Origin of the sequence: Binatus soli (SeqCode), from assembly GCF_050015535.1 — a bacterium.
Classification (GTDB): Bacteria; Desulfobacterota; Binatia; order Binatales; family Binataceae; genus Binatus; species Binatus soli.
This window is the reverse complement of record NZ_JBEKBF010000013.1, coordinates 73,357-95,000: the sequence shown is the minus strand read 5'-3', so window position 1 is coordinate 95,000 and position 21,644 is coordinate 73,357. Positions and strand designations below refer to the sequence as shown.

General features: G+C 61.7%; 15 protein-coding genes and 1 rRNA gene (1 of these 16 running past the window's edge). 8 read left to right on the top strand and 8 right to left on the bottom strand.

Features of this window, described 5'->3' with window-relative positions; all coding sequences use genetic code 11:
• Together ABR989_RS11580 and ABR989_RS11575 are read right to left on the bottom strand one after the other, a co-directional pair.
• A 16S ribosomal RNA gene (locus ABR989_RS11580) occupies positions 1-1,449 on the bottom strand (it extends 117 nt beyond the left edge of the window).
• Positions 1,450-1,901: 452 nt separating this feature from the next.
• The gene (locus tag ABR989_RS11575; RefSeq protein WP_428128627.1) at positions 1,902-2,534 is read right to left on the bottom strand and encodes an anti-sigma factor; all 633 of its coding nucleotides are present in this window, start codon (positions 2,532-2,534) and stop codon (positions 1,902-1,904) included.
• 225 nt (positions 2,535-2,759) lie between these two features.
• Between ABR989_RS11575 and ABR989_RS11570 the strand changes: the two genes are divergently transcribed.
• Genes ABR989_RS11570 through ABR989_RS11560 form a run of 3 tightly spaced genes read left to right on the top strand, consistent with a single transcriptional unit; the run spans position 2,760 to position 8,188 of the window.
• Positions 2,760-3,836 (top strand): 3-deoxy-7-phosphoheptulonate synthase, encoded by a 1,077-nt coding sequence (locus ABR989_RS11570; protein WP_428128625.1) that lies wholly within the window; start codon positions 2,760-2,762, stop codon positions 3,834-3,836.
• Between the two features lie 21 nt (positions 3,837-3,857).
• The gene (locus tag ABR989_RS11565; protein ID WP_428128623.1) at positions 3,858-6,014 is read left to right on the top strand and encodes a hypothetical protein; all 2,157 of its coding nucleotides are present in this window, start codon (positions 3,858-3,860) and stop codon (positions 6,012-6,014) included.
• Positions 6,014-8,188 (top strand): glycosyltransferase family protein, encoded by a 2,175-nt coding sequence (locus ABR989_RS11560; RefSeq protein WP_428128621.1) that lies wholly within the window; start codon positions 6,014-6,016, stop codon positions 8,186-8,188. Before ABR989_RS11565 ends, ABR989_RS11560 begins: the two co-directional genes overlap by 1 nt.
• Before the next feature lie 12 nt (positions 8,189-8,200).
• Here ABR989_RS11560 and ABR989_RS11555 read toward each other — a convergent pair whose 3' ends face one another.
• A complete protein-coding gene (locus ABR989_RS11555; RefSeq protein ID WP_428128619.1) occupies positions 8,201-9,604 on the bottom strand; it encodes a nicotinate phosphoribosyltransferase in 1,404 nt (467 codons plus the stop codon).
• A 25-nt stretch (positions 9,605-9,629) separates the two neighbouring features.
• Positions 9,630-10,397, bottom strand: a complete 768-nt coding sequence (locus ABR989_RS11550; RefSeq protein WP_428128617.1) for a phospholipase D-like domain-containing protein — start codon at positions 10,395-10,397, stop codon at positions 9,630-9,632.
• Between the two features lie 497 nt (positions 10,398-10,894).
• Here ABR989_RS11550 and ABR989_RS11545 point away from each other — a divergent pair, with 497 nt between their 5' ends.
• Positions 10,895-11,773, top strand: coding sequence for a DNA-methyltransferase (locus ABR989_RS11545; RefSeq protein ID WP_428128615.1), 879 nt, complete (start codon positions 10,895-10,897; stop codon positions 11,771-11,773).
• Here the strand turns inward: ABR989_RS11545 and ABR989_RS11540 are convergent.
• The 3 genes from ABR989_RS11540 to ABR989_RS11530 all read right to left on the bottom strand — a co-directional run bounded on the left by ABR989_RS11540 (position 11,754) and on the right by ABR989_RS11530 (position 15,492).
• Entirely contained in the window at positions 11,754-12,422 is a 669-nt protein-coding gene (locus tag ABR989_RS11540; protein ID WP_428128614.1) for a hypothetical protein, read from the bottom strand. The two genes, ABR989_RS11545 and ABR989_RS11540, sit on opposite strands and share 20 nt — an antisense overlap.
• Before the next feature lie 148 nt (positions 12,423-12,570).
• Positions 12,571-15,087 (bottom strand): Lon protease family protein, encoded by a 2,517-nt coding sequence (locus ABR989_RS11535; RefSeq protein ID WP_428128613.1) that lies wholly within the window; start codon positions 15,085-15,087, stop codon positions 12,571-12,573.
• A gap of 27 nt (positions 15,088-15,114) precedes the next feature.
• On the bottom strand, positions 15,115-15,492 hold the full coding sequence (locus ABR989_RS11530; RefSeq protein ID WP_428128612.1) for an Hsp20/alpha crystallin family protein: 378 nt from the start codon (positions 15,490-15,492) through the stop codon (positions 15,115-15,117).
• 121 nt (positions 15,493-15,613) lie between these two features.
• On the opposite strand from ABR989_RS11530, the gene ABR989_RS11525 reads away from it, so the two are divergent.
• Positions 15,614-16,102 carry a universal stress protein gene (locus ABR989_RS11525; protein ID WP_428128611.1) on the top strand — a complete coding sequence of 163 codons (489 nt, stop codon included), beginning with the start codon at positions 15,614-15,616 and terminating at the stop codon, positions 16,100-16,102.
• A 37-nt stretch (positions 16,103-16,139) separates the two neighbouring features.
• Here ABR989_RS11525 and ABR989_RS11520 read toward each other — a convergent pair whose 3' ends face one another.
• On the bottom strand, positions 16,140-16,964 hold the full coding sequence (locus ABR989_RS11520) for an enoyl-CoA hydratase-related protein (RefSeq protein ID WP_428128608.1): 825 nt from the start codon (positions 16,962-16,964) through the stop codon (positions 16,140-16,142).
• A 164-nt stretch (positions 16,965-17,128) separates the two neighbouring features.
• Between ABR989_RS11520 and ggt the strand changes: the two genes are divergently transcribed.
• Genes ggt through ABR989_RS11505 form a run of 3 tightly spaced genes read left to right on the top strand, consistent with a single transcriptional unit; the run spans position 17,129 to position 21,621 of the window.
• On the top strand, positions 17,129-18,862 hold the full coding sequence (gene ggt, locus ABR989_RS11515; protein WP_428128605.1) for a gamma-glutamyltransferase: 1,734 nt from the start codon (positions 17,129-17,131) through the stop codon (positions 18,860-18,862).
• Positions 18,819-20,639, top strand: coding sequence for a glycosyltransferase family 39 protein (locus ABR989_RS11510; RefSeq protein ID WP_428128602.1), 1,821 nt, complete (start codon positions 18,819-18,821; stop codon positions 20,637-20,639). Before ggt ends, ABR989_RS11510 begins: the two co-directional genes overlap by 44 nt.
• Positions 20,617-21,621 (top strand): lysylphosphatidylglycerol synthase transmembrane domain-containing protein, encoded by a 1,005-nt coding sequence (locus ABR989_RS11505; protein WP_428128600.1) that lies wholly within the window; start codon positions 20,617-20,619, stop codon positions 21,619-21,621. Before ABR989_RS11510 ends, ABR989_RS11505 begins: the two co-directional genes overlap by 23 nt.
• The last annotated feature ends 23 nt before the right edge of the window (positions 21,622-21,644 follow it).

The following is a 21,644-nucleotide window of genomic DNA, read 5'->3' as shown; positions in this document are numbered from 1 at the left end:
ACAGCAGGCTTCCATGGCGTGACGGGCGGTGTGTACAAGGCCCGAGAACGTATTCACCGCGGCGTTCTGATCCGCGATTACTAGCGATTCCAACTTCACGGAGTCGAGTTGCAGACTCCGATCCGAACTGAGGACTACTTTTTGGGATTAGCTGGCTCTCGCGAGTTTGCAACCCTTTGTGTAATCCATTGTAGCACGCTTGTTGCCCTGGACATAAGGGCCATGATGACTTGACGTCATCCCCGCCTTCCTCACGGTTGACCCGTGCAGTCCCCATAGAGTGCTCGGCATTACCCGGTGGCAACTAAGGGCAGGGGTTGCGCTCGTTGCGGGACTTAACCCAACATCTCACGACACGAGCTGACGACAGCCATGCAACACCTGAACCGGCAGTCCCCGAAGGGAAAACCTGATTTCTCAGGCGGTCCGCCGTTGTCTAGCCCAGGTAAGGTTCTTCGCGTCGCGTCGAATTGAACAGCATGCTCCACCGCTTGTGCGGGCCCCCGTCAATTCCTTTGAGTTTTAACCTTGCGGCCGTAGTCCCCAGGCGGGGTACTTAATGCGTTAACTGCGGCACTCAGGGGGTCAACACCCCGAACACCTAGTACCCATCGTTTAAGGCGTGGACTACCAGGGTATCTAATCCTGTTTGCTCCCCACGCTTTCGCGTCTCAGCGTCAGCAACGACCCAGAGGGCCGCCTTCGCCGCCGGTGTTCCTCCTGATATCTACGCATTTCACCGCTACACCAGGAATTCCACCCTCCTCTATCGCGCTCTAGCTGGCTAGTTTCGGATGCACTTCTGGGGCTGAGCCCCAGGCTTTCACATCCGACTTGACCAACCGCCTACACGCCCTTTACGCCCAGTCAATCCGAACAACGCTTGCACCCTCCGTCTTACCGCGGCTGCTGGCACGGAGTTAGCCGGTGCTTCCTTTGAGGGTACCGTCAAAGGTCCGCTGGATATTAGCCAACAGACTTTTCTTCCCCTCCGACAGGGCTTTACGACCCGAAGGCCTTCATCACCCACGCGGCGTCGCTGCGTCAGAGTTTCCTCCATTGCGCAATATTCCTGACTGCTGCATCCCGTAGGACTCTGGGCCGTGTCTCAGTCCCAGTGTGGCTGACCATCCTCTCAGACCAGCTACCCGTCTTAGCCTTGGTGAGCCGTTACCTCGCCAACTAGCTGATAGGACGCGGACCCCTCTCAAAGTGATAGCTTGCAGGAGCAGAGGCCATCTTTTACCTCAGGAAGCGAACTTCCCGTGGTCTTATCCGGTATTAGCTCGTCTTTCGACGGGTTATCCCAGACTCCAAGGCAGGTTGTCCACGTGTTACTCACCCGTGCGCCGGTTTACTAGCCGTATTGCTACGACTTTCTCCCACGACTTGCATGTCTCAGGCACGCCGCCAGCGTTCGTTCTGAGCCAGGATCAAACTCTCCATTATAGCTCAGTATATCCACCGTTCGAGACGCGGCTAACGCGTCATGGAACGGCAGGACTGACCGCAATTAAATCAAAGAAATCGGTCGGGCATCAGGTCCATTCCTGGACCCCCGCCGCCGATTAAGGCATGCACTACTATTCAGTTTTCAAAGACCAACCCTTTTGGGGCGAAAGGAAACTATACTCTCTTAATCCGAACCGTGTCAACGGCTATGTGAGGATTCTGAGGCGAAATTTCCACAGGCCGCGCCGAAAAGCGCCGCCGAAAAACAATTTACGCATATTGACGGTCGAAGTAAAGCCCCCCCTCGACGGAGGGAAAATCGCGATGGGCGTACCGAATCCTGCTCGAGTTCGCGGGCGCCGACTGATCCGTCTCCGCTCGCCAATTTCGTTTATTTTCGCGCCAGAAGGGCCGTTTGACTATCCGCACGCCGGCGCACGACGGAGCGATTATCGTCGCGATTTACGCGGACTCTGCACTGTTCCCGATACCGGCGAGGCTTCCCCTTTGAGCGCGATCGGACCAGCAGGAGCCTCGCTGTATGATTCATCCTCCAGCGTGACGCTGAGCGACGGTTCTTTCTCGTGCCCGGGCGGCAAATCCACCGGAACCGTGGCAAGGCCGTCGTCGCCGACCAGAAAATCCGCGGCCCAAATAGGCACGCCGCGTTTCGCCATCCACCAGATGCGGTAAACCTGGAAGGCGCCGGTTGGCTTGAGTCCGTTCGCTTCGAGCATCGCAGCGCCGGCCGACTCGCTCATCGCGAGCCGTCCGGAGGCGAGTTCGAAGCCGCCGGATTGCTTGATGGATTTGTCTTTTTCCTTATCCTTCTCGGCGGGCGCGGCCAGTTTGATAGTGCGAAGGTCCGGCGCGAAAAGGATTTTCTCAAACACCTCACCCACCGTGGCGCGTTCGCGCTCGGAGCCGAGCTTGCGCTGTGTGACCGCCGTCTGGCGGCGTAGATCGCGGACGGTCGCATTCAGAGCAGCTACGCGGCGATTCACATAGTTGGTGCGTCGCGCGAGCGAGCCGGCGAGTTCGGACATCACGATGAGTGACGCGAGTGCGACGGCAACAGACATCCCCGCGATCGCCTGCCAGAGCCTGACGCGGAGGAGTCGCGGCGGCCGGCCGACTGCAGGCGGTTCGCCGCTCTTATGCCGCCCTTCTGGGTTCGGTTGCGGTTCGCCCTTTTCTTCCATCACGGCATTCTGCGTCGGGTCCAGGGATTCGATTCGAACGGTATTATGCCCAATAGGCAGCGGCTTTGTTAGCCGCGTCCTTTCGGATAAAAATAGGGGCCATCTATGCGTCAAATTCAGGATGTCCACGTTCTCGCCACCGAACCGCTGATCGCGCCGAATCTGCTCAAGAACGAGATGCCGGTGGACGAGGGAATTGCGCAGACCGTGGTCGAGGCGCGCCAGACGATTCGCGAAATCCTGGCGGGGCGGGACCGCAGGATGCTGTGCATAGTCGGCCCGTGTTCGATACACGACCCCGACGCCGCGATCGATTATGCCCGGCGGCTGGCGAAGCTGAAGGACGCCACCTCGGATCGGCTCCACGTGATCATGCGCGTGTACTTCGAAAAGCCGCGCACGACCGTGGGATGGAAGGGGCTCATCAACGATCCGCACATGGACGACAGCTGCGATATGCGTGAAGGATTGCGCATCGCACGCCGATTGTTGATCGAAATAAATCGGATGGGCCTCGCGGCGGGGACCGAACTGCTCGATCCGATCACGCCGCAGTATATCGCGGACCTGGTCGCGTGGGCCGCGATCGGCGCACGCACGACCGAGTCGCAGACCCATCGCGAGATGGCGAGCGGGTTGTCGATGCCGGTCGGATTCAAGAACACGACGGAAGGAAATCTGCAGGTTGCGATCAACGCAATTCAATCGGCGCGCCGGCCGCATTCTTTTCTCGGCATCACCCAGGACGGAATCTCGGCTGTGATCCGCACCTCGGGAAATCCCGATACTCACATCGTGCTCCGCGGCGGACGCAAGCCGAACTACGACGCCGCCAGTATCGAGGAATGCCGCCGGATGCTCGCGAGCGCCGCGCTGGAGCCGCGCATGATGGTGGATTGCTCGCACGCGCAGACGAGCAAGGACTTCACCAAACAGCCCGCGGTGCTGCGGACGCTGATTGATCAGGTGCGCGCTGGCAGTCGCGCGATCATGGGCGCGATGCTCGAGAGCAATATCGAAGCCGGTAACCAACCGCTCAGCTCGGATCGCACCAAGCTCAAGTACGGCGTCTCCGTCACCGACCCGTGCATCGATTGGCCGACGACCGAGCAATGCATCCTCGACGCCGCCTCCGCACTGGACGCCACAGGCGCGACCTCAGCCACGAGTCATCGCGCATAGCTTCGCGCCCCTCCTAACATAATGGCTCACGTCAATAGCCACTACGGCCGATATGAGCGGACCGCAGCCTTCGTGTTCTTTCTCGCCTTGTCGATTCTTCTGTTTGGGCGTGGTCTCGCAGGCCATCTGACGACCGCTTACATCGGGCGTGAAGCCGACCCTCCCATATACATGTGGTTCATGCGATGGTGGCGGTACGCGCTTGATCATCGTGTCAACCCTTTTTTGACTGATCTGTTGTGGGCGCCGCTCGGATTCAATCTCGCATGGTCAGCGTTCATACCGCTTCCGGCATGGGTCGCAATTCCGATTGGGTGCTGGTTCGGCGAAGCCGCAGCTTACAACATTCTCTGTCTCGTCGCGCTCCCGCTCGCCACGCTTTCGGCATTTCTGCTATGCCGTCGCGTCACCGGCGCCTTCTGGCCGTCAATCCTCGGCGGTTACATCTTCGGCTTCTCGCCGTACATGTTGGGTCAGATGCTGGGGGGCCATTTGAATTTGATACTTGCCTTTCCGGTTCCGCTCGCAGCGTTGACAGGGCTTCGCCGCCTCGACGGCGAGATTTCAGCGCGGCGCTTCACGCTCGAGATTGCGGCGCTCCTGATAGTGCAATTTCTCTGCGGGATCGAACTCTTCGCGACCATGACCGTCTTCGGCGGATTCGCCCTGTTGATCGCCATCGTTTTTTTCGGCGGCGAAACGCGGGCAAGATTACTCGGCCTGATTGGTTCTCTGGCTGCGGCTTACGCGATCGCGATGATCGTCGTCTCGCCATACCTCTACTATCTCTTCGCTCTCGGCTTCCCTCACGGTCCGATTTGGTCACCCGGCAATTTCACCGCAGACCTGCTCAATTTCTTCATTCCCACTGAGACGAATCTCCTCGGCGCCTTTGGATTCGCGCGGGCAATAACAGGAACGTTTGGCGCGGACATTTACGAGAACGCAGCTTACATCGGAATCCCGCTGCTCATCGTAATCGAGGCTTACTGGCGGGCTGCGTGGCGCACATCGGCGGGCAGCTTCCTGATTACGATGCTCGCGATTGCCATTGTCGCTTCGCTCGGGCCAGCGCTGCGCGTGGGGGGATCTGCGATATTTCCGATGCCGTGGGCGATTGTCGGGCGGTTGCCGCTGATTTCGATCGCGCTGCCGGTGAGATTCTCTGTGTACACGGCGCTCTTAATTTCGCTGATCGCGGCTATCTGGCTCAGCAGTGCGTCGGTACGGTCATCAACGAAAAATTTAACTGCCGCGTTGATCGTTTTGTTCTTCGCGCCAAATCCGAGCACCTCCTTCTGGGTAAGCAGGCTCGACCCTCCCGCGTTCTTCGCCGATAGACTGTATGAAAAAGAACTCTCACCACGCGAGATCATCCTACCATTGCCGTTCCCGCACACTGGCAAAAGCATGTACTGGCAGGCGCAGAGCGACATGTACTTCAGGATGGCCGGCGGATGGACGAGAAACTCGCCATTCGAGTTCGTGCGGATGCCGATCGTGGATCTATTTTACGGCCAGACAGACCTGCCGGAAGCCGGCGATCAGCTCAAAGCGTACCTGGCGCGGTTCGATGTGACCGCTATCGTCGCCGACCCATCATACGAACGATTCGACACACTCGAACCGGCGCTCGCATCGCTCGGAGTGGCCGCCGAACAGTCCGGCGGTGTGTTAATTTACAAAATTCCGCCGGGAAAATTCGCGGCATATGCGAAATTGACCGGAGCCGAGATCGAGGCGCGTGCGCTCGCGCTCAGGTTTGATACTGTTCTCGCAGCCACGGCAGACTATATCGCCGGTGGAAACGATCCCCTCAAGCTATCCGCACCGGAACTGAAGCGCCTCAATCTTTTGCCGCCCGACTGGCAGATAGCCACCGCGCCCAATTCGGTCAGCAGTTGGTCAGTCGGTGTTTTGGCAGATAAGCGGATCGGGATCGCCTTGTGGGGTTCTCCTCAAGGCGTGAAGCCTCTGCTGGACCGCTATTTGGACAAAGCCGAGTTGCTGTATCCAGCGCCGTCGCGATGGAATCCCCGGTCTTCGCCGTCCGAGGATCAGCTCGCCCCGATCCTGGTTATTTTCGATCGCGCTCAAGTCGAGGCTGCGGCCAGGCAACTTAAATCTTCGCCGCCGCCCGAGATGACGACGCCATTCCTCGGCGCGGATTCCCGCTGATGACTTCGTCGGATCGCGCGCGACATCGATTGCAGTCGTTCGGAGCGTTCGCGCTTTACTTCTCACTAGCGGTTCTTTTGCTTGATCGCGGGCTCATCGGACATTCGGGCTACTACATCGGGCGCGATACCGATCCGCCGCAGACGATGTGGTTTTTCAACTGGTGGCGGTTTTCGATCGCGCACGGGCTCAACCCGTTCGTCACCGACTTCGTCTGGGCGCCGCTCGGAATCAACCTGGCGTGGACGACCTTCGTCCCGATCCCCGCCTGGGTCTCGATCCCTCTGCAAGTCACGGTGGGCGAGCCCGCAACCTACAACATCATCGTAACGCTGATGTCGCCGCTCGCGGCATTTGCCGCGTTTCTGCTATGCCGGCGCGTGACGGGAGCATTCTGGCCTTCCGTTCTGGGCGGATACATCTTCGGTTTTTCTCCCTACATGCTTGGCCAGGTACTCGGCCACCTCGTTTGTATCGCGATTTTTCCGGCGCCGCTGATCGCGCTGATCGCGCTCAAGCGCCTCGACGACGAGATCTCGGCGGCACGTTTTGCCGTGATGCTGGCGGCGCTGCTGGTCACTCTATTTTTGTGTTCGGTTGATCTCTTCGCGACCACAACGCTGGTCAGCGGATTCTCACTGCTGCTTGCGCTTGTGCTTTTCGATGGCGGCGCCCGCATCCGGCTCCGACGCCTAATCATTCCCACCGTCGGCGGATACTTGATCTCTACAGCCGTACTCTCAGCTTACTTCTATTACTTGCTCGCCCTCGGTCATCCGAGTGGGCCGATCTGGCCGCCCAGCAAGTATAGTGCGGATTTGATTGGATTCCTCGTGCCGTGGCACACCATCTGGTGGGGCGCCGCCGATTTTGCGACCGCGATCACGGGCCGCTTCACAGGCACTATCATGGAGAACGGCGACTATCTCGGCGTCGTGTTGATCGTGTTCGCCGAGATATTCCGGCGCCGCTTCTGGCCGACGCCGGCGGGTAAGTTTCTCACAATTTTGTTTCTTGCGATCATCATCGCCGCCATCGGCCCGACTCTGCACATTGCTGGAGTGCAGGGGTTTCCGATGCCCTGGGCCATCTTCCAACACCTTCCCCTAATCGAGAATATCCTGCCGGTGCGCTTCATGATGTACGCGTTTCTGGTCGTGGCCGTGATGATTGCCATGTGGTTCGCGTCGTCGTCGGCGCGCGGAGTTTCCAAACTCGCGGTGGCGGCGATCATCGTGGCATCAATCGCGCCGAATCCGCATGCATCGTTTTGGGTGAGCAGGCTCGACATCCCCGCATTCTTCACCGACCGAACATACGCAAATGAACTTGAACCGCGCGAGATCATTTTGCCATTGCCATGGGGGTACAAGGGCAACAGCATGTACTGGCAATTGCAGAGCGAAATGTACTTCCGGATGGCCGGCGGATGGACAGGATTCTCGCCGTTCGAGTTCCGTCGAATGCCGGTGGTTAGCTACTTTTACGGCAGTATCGATCTGCCCGAGCCTGCCGATCAGCTCAAGGCCTACATCGCCCGCTTCGGCGTGCGGGCCGTAATCGCGGACCCGAAGGAAGCAAATTTTCCGATCTGGCAGCGGACCCTCGCATCGCTCGGAGTCGCGGCACTGAACGAAAAAGGCGTGTGGATTTACAAAATCCCGCGCGATTCGTTCGGATCTTACGCCAAGCTTCCAGCCGCGCAGGTCGAAGCGCGCGCCGACGCGCTGCGATTCGATACGATCCTCGAGGCAGCCGGAAAGTATCTCGCCGACGGACACGATCTCTCGAAGCTGTCTGCGCTTGAACTCAAACGGCTCGACCTCATTCCGCGCGACTGGCTTGTCGATGCGGCGCCCCACGCCTATACCGACTGGCAAATCGTCCTGGCGCCCGGCGGCCAGGTCGCCATCGTGATCGTTGGCACGTACGAGGGCGTGAGACCGCTGATGGAGCGCTACCGTGCAATCGCCTCCGAAATCGATTATCCCGCGCCGACGCGATGGACGCCCGATTCCCGTCCTCGCCTGGATCTCATCAAGCCATTGCTCTTGACTTTCGACTCCGCCCATCTGGCCGCCGCCGCGCACAGTCTGCGGGATTCACCGCCACCCGAGCGGACGACGCCGTTTGTTGCCGGCGTGTCGTCAGGCTTGGGACCGTCGAATCCGTAGCAGAGCTGCGATCTAATCCTGGCGTTTATCCGCGCGCAGTTTTTCGCTGATCACCAGCGCGCCGAGCGCCGCGGTCTGTCGCACCGGAAACTCCGCCGGCCGCCGGATCGTCTTGTAGCGGGCATCGAGGGCCGTCAGTCCATTCATCAGCCGCTCGCGCGCCGCGGCCAGTGTCGGACGGGGCATGATCCGGCGGCCTTTGTCCAAAACCGTCTCCATCAGTTGAACCGTTTTCGCCGGGATCGGCTTAAACTCGCGCGCCACGGTAGTCGCGCCCTCGTCCACAATTCCGATCAAGTCCGCAAAGAACGATCCGCTCGGCGCATAAGCGCGGAACAACTGCTTGCGGCCCGGCGTTGAAATTTTTCCGGCCGAGGTCTTGAGCCGGCCGTGATCCTTGTAATCGACGAGCTGGTAGGTGAAGTCAGCCGCCGGCGCGTCGTCGCTGACCGCGAGCGCGGCGCCGACCCCGAACGCATCGATCGGCGCATCTGCGTCGGTGAGTTCCGCGATTCGGTATTCGTCGAGGTTGCCGCTCGCGACGATTGCGATGTCGCCGAAGCCGGCCTGATCGAGAATCCGCCGCGTCTTGCGGCTGAGTTCGTGGAGGTCGCCGCTGTCCAACCGCACGCCCTGGATTTTCACGCCCGCCTCGCGAAATTTCGCGCCGACCGCGGCCGCATTCTCGACGCCATGCACCGTGTCGTAGGTGTCAACAAGCAGCGTGCTGAGCGCCGGGAAGCTCGAGACAAAATCGCTGAACGCGTCGCGCTCGCGCTCGTGCGCCATCACGAAGCTGTGGCTCATCGTGCCGAAAACGGGGATTCCGTAGCGCTTGCCCGCGAGCACGTTGGCGGTGCCGTGAAAGCCCGCCAGGTAGCTCGAGCGCGCCGCGATAAGAGCCGCATCGGCGCCCTGCGCGCGGCGCGGACCGAAGTCGACCAACCGCCTGCCGCCCGCGACGACGAAGCATCGCGCGGCTTTGGTCGCGACAATCGAAGCGAATCCGAGTTGGTTGAGCGCCAGCGTCTCGATCAGCTGGCCTTCGATCAGCGGCGCGCGGATCTCCACGATCGGTTCGCCGGCGAAATAAATCGTGCCTTCGGGAATCGCCCGGATCGAACCGGTAAAGCGGAGTTTCGAAAGAAATTCAAGAAAATCCGGCTTGAAAAGTTGCAGCGACTCGAGATGCCCGATCGCGGCGGCGTCGAAACGATATTCCTCCAGCGCCTCGGCCAGCCGTTCGATGCCGGCTGCGACCATGAATCCGCGGCCCGGCGGCATCCGGCGCATCGCGACTTCGAACGACGCGGTATCGTTGAATCCGTGCTCGAAGAACGCCGCGCTGACTGTAAGCTCGTAGAGATCGGTGAGCAGCGCGACCTCGGCGGGGTCGAGCCGGAGATCGATCGTCATCGGCGATGTCTCCTTCTTCCCCGCCTCACCGGCAGTTCCGGGCGGCGCGGTAACCCGAGGCCTCGGCCGTTGCGGCGTCTGCGAACTCGACTCTGTTTCTAGGTGAAATCGTCTTGTACGCGGGACATCCGGGCCACTCGTAAATTCCGGTCCTCCGATTGCCGACCACGCCGCCGGCAGGAGGCGCGCCAGATCTCGGCGCTTTGTCGGGAGCCGCGCCCTGCGTATTGGAAAGCTGAAGGGGATGCGACCTCTCGGCTCGGTCTCTCCAATTCTCTTCGTACGATGCGGCTGTCTTCGCGTCTCGAATGATCAGCAAATTTTCAGCGTTACGGGCCTCGGCAGACTTACTGAAATTATAGCTGCCCGTGATCACGATTTCGCGGTCAATAAGAATCACCTTGCTGTGAGCAATTCCCGATTCCGGCGAATCCACGAGCACTCTAATGCCGGCAGCTTCAAGGCGGAGTACTGCATTGGCCTCCTTGCGATCTGCACGGAGCTGAGAGCGATCGACGATCACCTGCACGTCCCGGCGGTTTTGTTTCGCGGCGATTAGGGCCGCAGTGATTTTGCCGGAGGTGAGAGAGTAGGCTTGCACCAAAACGGAGCGCTGCGCGGACCCGATCGCAGACAAAATCGCCACCTGGGGATCGCAACCGCCAGGCAGGGGCGGACTGAAACAAACCTGAGTCGTCGGCTGGGCGGAGGAACTCCCCGCCTCGGCCCGGACCGCTCCAGCCGTGGCTAACACGCAGAAGACGGTTGCGACAACGAGCGACTCCAGGCGCATACGTGAGAGCATATCAGCGCGACGGTACGGTGCGTGAGCGCCGCCCGACGCCCGGCGCGAGGATTCGAGTTCATCCTATCGCGCGCTGCGCGAGCCTCTGTTGATGTCTCCTTCCCAGCGGACAGAAATGCGCCGCGCCCCTTCCAGCAGGATGCGGAAAAACGGTCGTCGGATACGTCCAACAAATCCAACGCACGCGAGTATACCCGGCTACCCGCTTAGCTGATCCAACGGCGGAGAAGGCTTGCTCGATCGTGGCGAACGCCTCTTCCATCTGACCGGCGCGCGCTGGTGGAGTCGGTGCGCTGGAAATGCGCGCGCTGGTAGCAGAAACCCCACGCCAGAGCGCGATTTTGCCATGTGGGGGGCGCAATTGGGATCAAATTGGGATCGCGCGGGGTTGCTGCCGATTTCAACAGGCGCGGCTTTCGCCAAGGCGCTCCGGCTCGATAACCGGAGCCCCGAGATGATACTCTCGATCCTTAGGGAGATTTTGATTGAAAGAGAAACCGAAGCCGCCGCGCCCGCGCCGGACAGTCTTTCAAGTGGGCTCGACCACTCACACCCTGCGCCAAGGCGATGCGCGAGAACTCGACTGGATCGAGGATGAATCGGTCCATCTGGTTCTGACCTCGCCACCGTATTGGACTCTCAAGCAATACCCTATGTGCGAGGGCCAGCTCGGGATGATCGCCAATTACGAGCAGTTTCACGACGAATTGGAAAAGGTCTGGAAGCATTGCTTTCGCGTGCTGGTTCCGGGCGGCAGGATCGTTTGCGTGGTGGGCGATGTTTGTTTACCGCGCCGCGTACATGGTCGCCATATGGTGATGCCCCTGCACGCCGATATCATCGTGCGTGCTCGGCGCTTGGGCTTTGATAACCTTACGCCGATCTTTTGGTACAAGATCGCAAACGCCAGCTACGAAGTCGAAAACGGGTCGAGCTTCTTGGGCAAACCTTACGAACCCAACGCCATCATCAAGAACGATATCGAGTTTATCCTGATGCTGCGGAAACCCGGTGGATATCGCAAGCCGACCCAAACGCAACGGGACGAATCGCGACTCACGAAGGAAGAACATGCAGCTTGGTTCCAACAGGTATGGACGACGCTGAACGGCGCTTCTACCCGCGACCACCCCGCACCGTATCCAAAAGAACTGGCCTATCGCCTGATTCGGATGTTCTCTTTCACCGGCGATACCGTGCTCGATCCGTTCGCGGGCACGGGAACCAGCATGATTGCTGCCGCGCGATGCTTTCGCAACAGCATTGGCGTGGAGATAGACAACAGCTATGTGGACAAGGCGCTAGATCGTTTGGAGGACGAACTGACAGGCTTGTTCAACCAAGTCACTGTGCCGGTTGGTTAAAACGCTTCTCGTACAATATCGCGATCCGTTTCAAGAAGCTGCCGTAATGGATTGATTCGCCAAGCTGAGGCGCTGGCAGCTCCGTTACCAGTTTCGATGGATTTCCACCGTCGTAATCGACCACAATCACCGCCAATGCTTCTGGTTGGTCTGACGGTTCGTCGGGATCGTCCCTGAGCGGCATTCCGGCGAACAGCTTGACCGTCGCCGCCACTACCTTTTGCATATCGAATTTCGCGCGCACCATACCCTTGGCGAAGGGATCGGGATTCTCGTAGGTGGGCGAGATGTTCACGATCACGATGCCAGCCGCTATGCAATCACGGCGATGATTGTGCATGTGATTCGAGTACGCGATCAGATCGCCGTAGCGGTTCTTTCGGGCCTTACCGTGCGCCGCCATGATGGACTTGTTCTCAACCGACGTAACGACCGAGATTACTGGGGCTGTGCCCGTGTGAAGAATCAGGTCCACATTGCGATTGGCGACCTTGGTATAAACTTCGGCGTTTTTCTTTTCGTGTAGCAGACCAGACGCGAGTCCGATCTGAATCGAGGGAGATGCCGCGCATAGGTCTGCAACCACAAAGCCCGACAGAGCGTTCGAGTTTTGCTGAGCACGCGGATTGAACCCGGGATGCTGGTTCATCCATTCGACGTAAGACTCTGGAGCCGACAAAGCGACGGCATTCTATCGTTTCCAGAAGCCGGGGCACAGATGCCCAAGGTTGCCGCCAGCGCCCGGATGCCGCCGCCGGTCGATTGCACGATATAGCCGTCGTAGCGACGTGCGCCTGCTAGCGGGGGGGCTCGGGCGGGGCGGGCGGTTTGGGCGCGGGCGGGTTCGGCGCCGGCTCCTGCACCACGCGAGTTTCGCCCAGCGGGCGTTCGCGCAGGATATCAGCCATGCGCTTGAGCTGCCGATCGACGAGATGGTTGATCGTTCCGGGCTCGTCGATCGTTCCCGCGCGCACCCCGGTCAAAGCCTCGATTCCGCGATCGATCGTATCGATCGGATAGATGTGGAATTCCCCCCGCTCGATCGCGCCGGTGGTCTCCGGATCGAGCATCAGGTTCGAGACGTTGGTGCGCGGCACAATCACGCCCTGCGTGCCGGTCAGACCGATCGCCTTGCAGACGCGATAGAAGCCCTCGACCTTCTGGTTGACGCCGCCAATCGCCTGCACGGTTCCGTATTGATCGACCGACCCCGTCACCGCCAGGTCCTGCCGAAGCGGCACTCCCGACAGAGCCGACAGGAGAGCGTACAGCTCGGTCGAGCTGGCGCTGTCGCCGTCGATTCCCGAGTAGGATTGCTCGAAGCAGATGCCCGCCGTCATCGCGATCGGGTGCTGCTGTCCGAACCGGGCGCGGATAAATCCGCTCAGGATCATGATTCCCTTGTCGTGCGTCGATCCCGACATCCGCGCCTCGCGCTCGATGTTGATCACGCCCGCCTGCCCAAGCGCCACGGTCGCGGTTACGCGCGCCGGCCGCCCGAAACTGTAACCGCCGACGTCCAGCACGGCCAGCCCGTTGATCTGTCCAACGCTGGCGCCGCGAATATGAACGATGAGGGTGCCTTCGCCGATCAGCCGGCGGATTTCCTCCTCGATAAAATTGAGCCGCAGCATCCGCTCGCCAAGCGCCCGCTCGACGTGCGCGCCGGTAACGCGCTTAGCCATTTCGATCCGCGCGAAGTACCCCGACTCGCGCGCGAGATCGTCTATCGGTTCCAGCATCGCGAGCACTCGCGACCTGTCGCCCGCCATCCGCATGCCGAATTCCACGATCCTGGCCAGTGCGCCCGCCTCGAACGGCGGCAGATTCTCCCTGCGCGCCAGGGCGCCCACGTGCGCGGCATAATGCGCGGCAGCCGCGCCGTCGGCCGCCACCGAGGGCCGCATCTCGGCCTTGACCTTGAACAGGTCCGCGAAGTCCGGCTCGTAGAAGTAAAGCACGCTGTAAAGATACGCGCCGCCCAGCACCACGACCTTGTTGCGAATCTCGATCGGTTCGGGCTTCAGTCCGCTCATCGAGAAAAACGGCAGCGGCTCGAAAGTCTCCGGCGTCATGCGCCCCGACTTGAGGCTGCGCTTGAGCGTTTTCCAGACGCTCGGCTCGACCACCGCATCCTCGAGATCGAAGACCAGAAAACCGCCGTGCGATTTCAGAAACGATCCGCCTATGATCCGCGTGAAGTTGGTCCCCGACCGCCCCAGCGGATCGATCCATCGCTCGATCGTCCCGAACAGGTTGCGATACGTGGGCGCATCCTCGAGCACCACCGGCGCTCCGCGGGTGGCCGAGTTATCGACCATCACGTTGACCTGGTAGTCGAACCATCGCGCGCCGTCCTCGATTCCCGGCGGCCTTGCGCCCTGCTCGGGCGGCGGTTCGCGGAAGCGATCGAGATTGCCGAGCATGTGATCCGCGACTTCATGGAGGTAGGCGTCGACCGCGGGATTATTAAAGTGATGCTTTAACTCTTCAATTGACGGCGTGATCAGCCGCGCCGCGAACGCGCGCTCGATTGCGCGGATGTCGTCGATCAGCTCGTGCATCATTTCCTGCTGCTTGAGCATCAACGTGCCGAGTTCGTCCTGCAGATCACCCTGCACCTTCGCCAGCTGCTCGCGCTCGGCGTCGGTCTTTGCCGCCATCGCTTTGCCGAGCACTTCGGGCGACTCGGGCATCTTGCCGTCGATCAGCGGGATGAATATCACCTGTCCGGTCGGCGCGCTCTGGAGCGCGAAGCCGCGCTCGCGGGCGCGCGTCTCGAGATTTCCGAACAGTTCCTGCGCGCGCTTGTTGTACTTGTCGCGCAGCGCCGCGCGCTCCTGATCGAAGTCCTCGCGCCGAAAGGCTTTCGGCAACTGCTCGAGCACGAAGCCGATCAGCTCCGTCATCCGCGTGCGCAGCTCGACCCCCTGGCCCGGCTGCAAGCAGATGGCGACCGGAGACTCGGGATTTCGAAAATTGTTTACGTACACCCAGTCGCCGGGCGTCGGCATCGTCGCGGCCTTTTCGCGGAGCAGGCGCAGGACCGATTCGCGCTCATGGCGCGAGCGCAGGCCGCTTACGAAAACGTTGTAGCCGGCCGCGTCGATTCCGATCGCGAGCCGTATCGCGTCAAGCGCGCGGCCCTGCCCAAACAGCTCGAGGTCGCCATCGCCGGACGCGGCGCGCTCCAGTGAGGCTGCATCGAGCAGTACCTGTGCCTTGAGTTCGGCAGCGTCAAGCTCGGCGGGCGGCGGTACGTGAATCAGCGCGGCACCGGCGTCGGTAGCGATGAGGTCGCCCTTGTCAGCCATATTGGTAGCGGCATTCGCGGCGCGCGATCACGAAGCCTTGAGCGCGATTCGCCGGCCTTTCTTTTTCGGCAGGGTGATAAGCAGCGTGCCCTCGGACCACTTCGCGGTCGAGGTGTCGGCGTCGATCGAGTTGGAGAACGCAAATGAACTCTCGAGCGTCCCGCCGAGTTTGTCCGGCACGCGAACCGCCAGCCGCTGGCCCGAGACCTCGGCCTGGATCTTTGCGGGATCGACGCCGACCGCCGCGACTCGCACTTCGTAACGATCGCGATGCTCGATGACCTGCGCGCGTTCGAATTCAACGCTGGGCGCCGCGCATTTCCATCGGTCGATCAACATTTCGTCGAAGAACTCGTCGAAGGCGCGCTCGAAGTCTGCAATCCCGAATCCGCGGCTGGTAGCCATAGAATCTCAGTTTCCCACGATTTTGGGCAAATTGTAATGCAGCGCTAATCCGTCGGTCGAGTCCGCGCGCAGGCGCATCCGTCCCTTGCCACGATCGCCGTCCCGGCGTTATGGTTGCTGCGTGCCAACTTTTTCAAAAATTGTCGCCGCAACCGATTTCTCCGAAGACTCGACCCTGGCGCTTACCTACGCCCAGGAGCTCGCTCTCAAGTTCTCGGCCGAGATCGTGCTGGTACATGTCGATCAACCGCTCGCGCCGGTAATGATGACGCCGGAACTGGGCCCCGCGATGGACGTCGGCGCGATGGGCCGGATTGCCGAAGAGCAACGGATGCTCGCGCAGAAGGAGCTCGACAAGATTGCCGGCAAGCTGCGCGAGGGAGGCCTCAAGGTCAAGGTCCAGCTCAAGGTTGGTTCGCCGTTCCTGGAAATTCTGCACGCGGCCCAGAGCGAGAACGCCGATCTGATCGTGCTCGGCACCCACGGACGCACCGGATTGGCGCACGTTCTGATGGGCAGCGTGGCCGAACGCGTCGTCCAGAAGTCGTCCTGCCCGGTGCTTACGATTCGTCATCCCGACCGCAAGTTCAAGCATCCGCTCGACAAGTAGCCGCAGGGATCAGGCTGGCGCGCGTTCCCGCGCTTCGCTACTTGCCGGTGAACTTCGGCGCGCGCTTCTCTAAAAACGCTTTCACGCCCTCTTTGAAGTCCTGCGAATGCGTCATCATCTCCATCGATGCGTCGTCGTCGCGCACGGCGGTGGCGAGATCGGTGAACAGATGCTGGTAGATCATCTTCTTCGCCTGCGCGACCCCGAGCGGGGAGCATTTGTTCGCGATCGCCGACGCGGTCTCGCGCGCCGTCGCCATCAGCTTGTCCTGCGGCACGACCCGGCTGACCAACCCCATCTCGAGCGCCTCGTTCGCATCCATCAGCCGGCCGGTAAGCGCCAGCTCCATCGCGCGGGCCAGGCCGACGATTCGCGGCAACATCCAACTGCTGCCGTGCTCGATCGCAAGCCCGCGCTGGGTGAAGATCAAACCCATCCGCGCGTTGTCCGACGCGATCCTGACGTCGTGGTACAGACAGGTGGTGAAACCCAGGCCCACGCACGCGCCGTTGATCGCGCCGATCACCGGAGTGTTGAACGCCATCGGCCACGAGTACGCCGTACGGTAATCGGCGCGTTGCGTGTCCAGCCATTCATCAGGCGCCTTCGCCCCGAGCCCGCGCGCCGACGCAGTTCCCGCGGCGACATCAGACAGCCCGCCCATGTCGGCGCCGGCGCAGTACGCGCGACCCGCACCGGTGACGATTATCGCGCCGATCGAGGGATCGCGCTCGGCATCCAGCATCGCGGTGCGCATCTCCGCGCCCATCTTTGGCGTCCACGCGTTGAGCTTCGCGGGCCGGTTCATCGTTACCGTGGCGACGCGATCCTTCTTGTCGTAGATGATTTCGGCGAAGTCCATTTTTCCCTCCGGTTCTCATAGGGTGCTGCGTCCAGCGATCAAAGCACTTCCCATCTGCTAAATCTAACGGGCCGTTGCGACGGCAGCGCAGGCTCTTTGCACGCTTGTGCTCGTCTGGACGTTAGTCTGTACGTTCGCCCGGTCGCTGCTTTCATCCGTCGGCGATGGCTGTTAGTAAAGCCGTGATGCCGATGCCACGCCGGATTCAACTTTGGGCCGATTATTCGCGCGCGACGGCTGTCTCGCTCGCACTGGCGATCGCGATGTTCGTTGCGGCGCCCTCCCATGCGGCCGGCGCGGCTCCCGATACCTCCGCGGTCGGCGTCCATGGAATGGTCGTGTCGGAAAGCGAGGACGCGGCGCGCGCCGGCGTCGAGATACTCAAACACGGCGGCAACGCCGTCGATTCTGCCGTGGCTGCCGCGTTGGCAGTGGGGGTTACCAATCCGGCGGCGTGCGGAATTGGCGGCGGCGGCTTCATGCTGATCTACATCGCGAAGACCCACGCTTTCTACGCGCTCGATTATCGCGAAACCGCGCCGCTGCAAGCCCGTCCCGACATGTACCTTCGCGACGGCAAGCCCGACGAGGAATTGGCGCGCGATGGCGTGCTGGCGGTGGGGGTGCCGGGTGAGATCGCGGGCATCGACGCCGCGCTCAGGCGCTTCGGCACCATGAAGTTTCAGCAAATCGCGGCGCCTGCGGAGAAACTCGCCGACGGCGGTTTCGCCGCGAGTCCGCATCTGGCGGGCGAAATCGAACGGCTCGCCGCGAAGCTCAAAAACGATCCCGGACTGAGCCAGGTTTTCCTGAAGCCCGACGGCTCCGCGCCCAAGGCCGGCGACATGATCGTCGAAAAGAATCTCGCCGCGACGCTCAGACACCTCGGTGACGATCCGGTCGCGAATTTCTATCACGGCGAAGTCGCAACCGCGCTCGCCGCGTTCATGAAGGCGCACGGCGGACTGATCGGCGCCGCCGACCTCGCCAACTATCGTCCCGTCTGGCGCGACCCCATTCGCCGCCGCTACGAGGGCTATGAAGTCTATGTGATGCCGCCGCCGTCGTCGGGCGGCGTGGTCCTCGAGATGCTCGGGGCGCTCGAATCAGGGCATCTCCCCGGCCTCGGCATCAACTCGCCACCGTACCTGGCGCGTTTGATCGAAGTGATGCGCCAGGGTTTTATCGATCGCGAGCAATACGCCGATCCATCTTTCGTAGGCGTCCAGACCGAGCGGCTGCTGACCGACGCCCACATTCAGGAATTGCGCGAGCGTGCTCTGCACAGAAAGTCACCGCCGCCACCGCCAGCGCCTGCGCACGATCATGGCACATCGAATCTGCTCGTCGCGGACAAAGACGGCAACGTCGTTGCGCTGACCACCACCATCAACACCGTGTTCGGCGCCAAGATGAGCGTGCCGGCGCTCGGCCTCATCCTCAACGATGAGATGGACGATTTCGCCGTCGCGGCCGGCGTGCCCAACGCGTATCGCCTCGAAGGCGAGCGCGCCAATGAGGTGAGGCCCGGCAAGCGCCCGCTCTCGTCGATGACGCCGATAATCGTCACCAGGAGCGGCCTGCCCGTCATGACGGCCGGCGGGTCCGGCGGTCCTACCATCGTCAGCGGCGTGTTGCAGGTCGCGCTCGACATCCTTTCCTTTCATCTTGACCCCGCCAGCGCCGTCGCGGAGCCGCGAATTCACGAGCAGGCCGCGCCCGACGCCGTGATCGTTGAAGAGGCGATGCCCGCAGCGACCCGCAGCGCGCTCGAGCAGATGGGCTACAACCTCAAGCTGGTGCCCGCGCTCGGAGCGGTCGGTGCGATCACTATCGCACCGGGAAATTTCCGTGGTGAGTTCGATCCGCGCAAGGGCGGCGGCGCCGTCGGCTATTAGCCATCGTCCCGGCACGTTAGACTCAATCCTCGTGTCCGGGATCGCTCGCAACAATAACTCTTCGCCTGCCTTCGTCCAGCCGCCGGCGCCGCGATGGCATCCGACGCCGATCGGATATGACGTCGGTGCAATAGTCGCGCTCTCGCTTGCGGTCTGCCTGTTTCATCTCGGTTCATTCGGTCTCTGGGAGCCCGACGAGGCGCGCTACGCGGAGATTGCGCGCGAGATGCTGCAAAGCGGCAATCTGCTCGTGCCGCATCTCAACTACGTTGCCTATGTTGAAAAACCGCCGCTGCTCTACTGGCTGACCACGCTCTCTTTCTGGATCTTCGGAGTTTCGGAATTTGCCGCGCGGCTCCCCGTCGCACTGTCCGCAATCGCCGGAATACTCGCGACCTATCTTTTCGCGCTTCGCGCGTTCGGGCGCCGCCACGCGATTCTTGCCGCCGCCATCCTCGCCACGACTCCGCTGTACGCATTGATGGCCCAGGTGCTCACGACCGACATGATGCTCACGGCACTGGTGACGATCGCGACCTTTTCGCTTTATCTGCACCGGGATGAAGGCGGCCGATGGTGCTGGATCGCGTACGTCGCGATGGGTTTGGCGGTGATGACCAAGGGGCCCGTGGGTGCGGCGATCCCAATTTTCTCGATGCTGCTTTGGTTGACATTAAATCGTGAACTGGGCGGCGCGATCGCGAAATTCCGCGCGATACCGGGTCTTTTGCTCACGATTCTGATCGCGGCGCCGTGGTTTGTCGCGATGACCATCCGCGAGCCGGGCTTCGCCGACTTCTACTTCGTCGGCGAACATCTCAGACGCGTGTTCGAGACCGACTACAGCCATAGCGAAGCGTTCTACTTCTACCTTCCGGTGCTCGCCGTCGGACTGCTGCCGTGGTCGTTGCTCGTACCGTTCCTCACCTGCCGCGCGGCCCCGCGTAATCCGGCGCGAAGCTTCTGCATTGTCGCGGCGGGCGTCACCGTGGTCGCTTTCTCGTGCGCGAGTGCGAAGCTGATCCCGTACATCCTGCCGGCCATCCCGCCGCTGGCCGTGCTGATCGCCGACGGACTCGTGTCATGCGCATGGCCGACCGCGGACTCACGGGCCGCGATTCGGCCGCCGGATTCCCGGATACTCATCGAGAGCGGCCCGATGCTTGCGCTGTTGGGCGCCGGCGTGATCGTCGCGGCGATCGCGGCGCCGCAACTTCGCACTCCGTACGTGATGGCGGCGCGGCCGGCGATGTACGCGATCGGCGCGATCCTGGTGGCGGGAGGCGCGGCGACGACGTCGATGTTCGTTACGCGCCGCAATCCGGCGGGACTCGGGGCGATCATCGTCACGCTCGCGTTTGCGTTGATTGCGGGCGGATGGGCCCGGCTGGAGACCGAGCCGATGCGTTCGTACGCCGGACTTAGCCGCGAGATCGCCGAGACGGCGCCCGACGCGGCCATCATCTGTTACCATCGCTACGTTCAGTCGCTGGCGTTCTACAATCGCCGCCGCGTCGTCCTGGTCGGCGGGCGCACGGAACTCGACTTCGGCGCGCGCCTGGACCCGGACGCGCGCGAGTGGTTCCTGAATAGCGACGAGCAGATGTTGCGGCGATGGGAGCAGCCGGGCCGTGTCGTGATCGTGCTCGACGCCGGCGATCTCGCGCGAATGAAGGAGCGCTTGGGCGACTTCGACGTGATCGCAATCGAAGGAAAGAAGCGCGCAATTATCCGACGTGAACGAATCTCGCGCCGTGAACCAATCACCCTCAACTGAGCAGGCCGCATCGACGCCCGCGGTTGCATCTGCCGCCCGCCCGGCGCATCCGTATCGCGCGTTTGCGATGCGGGCGGGGTTGGGAGTGGCGGTGGTTGCCGTTTTGTTGTGGCATTACGACGCGCGGCCGATTTTTCGAATCCTCAGCCGTGAGCGTCCGGCCTGCTTTGCCGCAGCCGTCGCACTCTACCTCGCAGGTCAGGCGATGTGTGCGTATCGATGGCAAATCCTGGCCGCGATCCCGAAAGTGCACGGCCGCTATTGCGAGTTTCTCGCCTACACATTCTTGGGCATGTTCACGAATCTGTTCGTGCCGGGATTGCTCGGCGGCGATGCGGCGCGATCCGTCTATCTCGGACGGCGCCATGGCAGGATGGGCGAGGCGATCGCGTCGGTAGTTGCGGATCGCGGCGTGGGATTGATCAGCTTGTTCTGGCTGGCGGCGATCGCGGCGATGTTCCTGAACTTCGCGCCGCTCCCGCGCTCGGTCATCACGCCGACAGTCGTGGTCGGTGCGATCGCGATGGCGGGATTTCTCGCATCGCCACTCGTCGCGCGCCTGATTCATCTGATGCCGCGATCTATGCGCCGCGCGGGCGGCCTGATCGCGCCGTATCTGCATAATCCCGCGGCGCTTATTCCGGCGATCGCATTGTCGATCGTGCTGCAAATCGGACTGGCCGTGTGCCAGTACATTCTGGCGGCCGGACTTGGCCTGGCGGCGCCGCTCTCGCTGTTTATCCTTTGCGTTCCGATTGCGAACGTGTTTGCGAGTCTGCCGCTGACGTTGAATGGGTTGGGGATTCGCGAATCGGCCTACCTGGTGCTGTTCGGGATGGCCGGAATGCGCAAGGAGGATGCGATCGCGCTAGGGCTGCTGTGGTTTGCGGCGACGATGGTGGGCGGTCTGACGGGCGCGATCGCGTTCGTGACGACGCCCGCGCCAGTGGCAGGCGGCGAGGCGGGAGCGGGATCCGCTTAGAGCGCCGGGGGCCATTTTGCGTA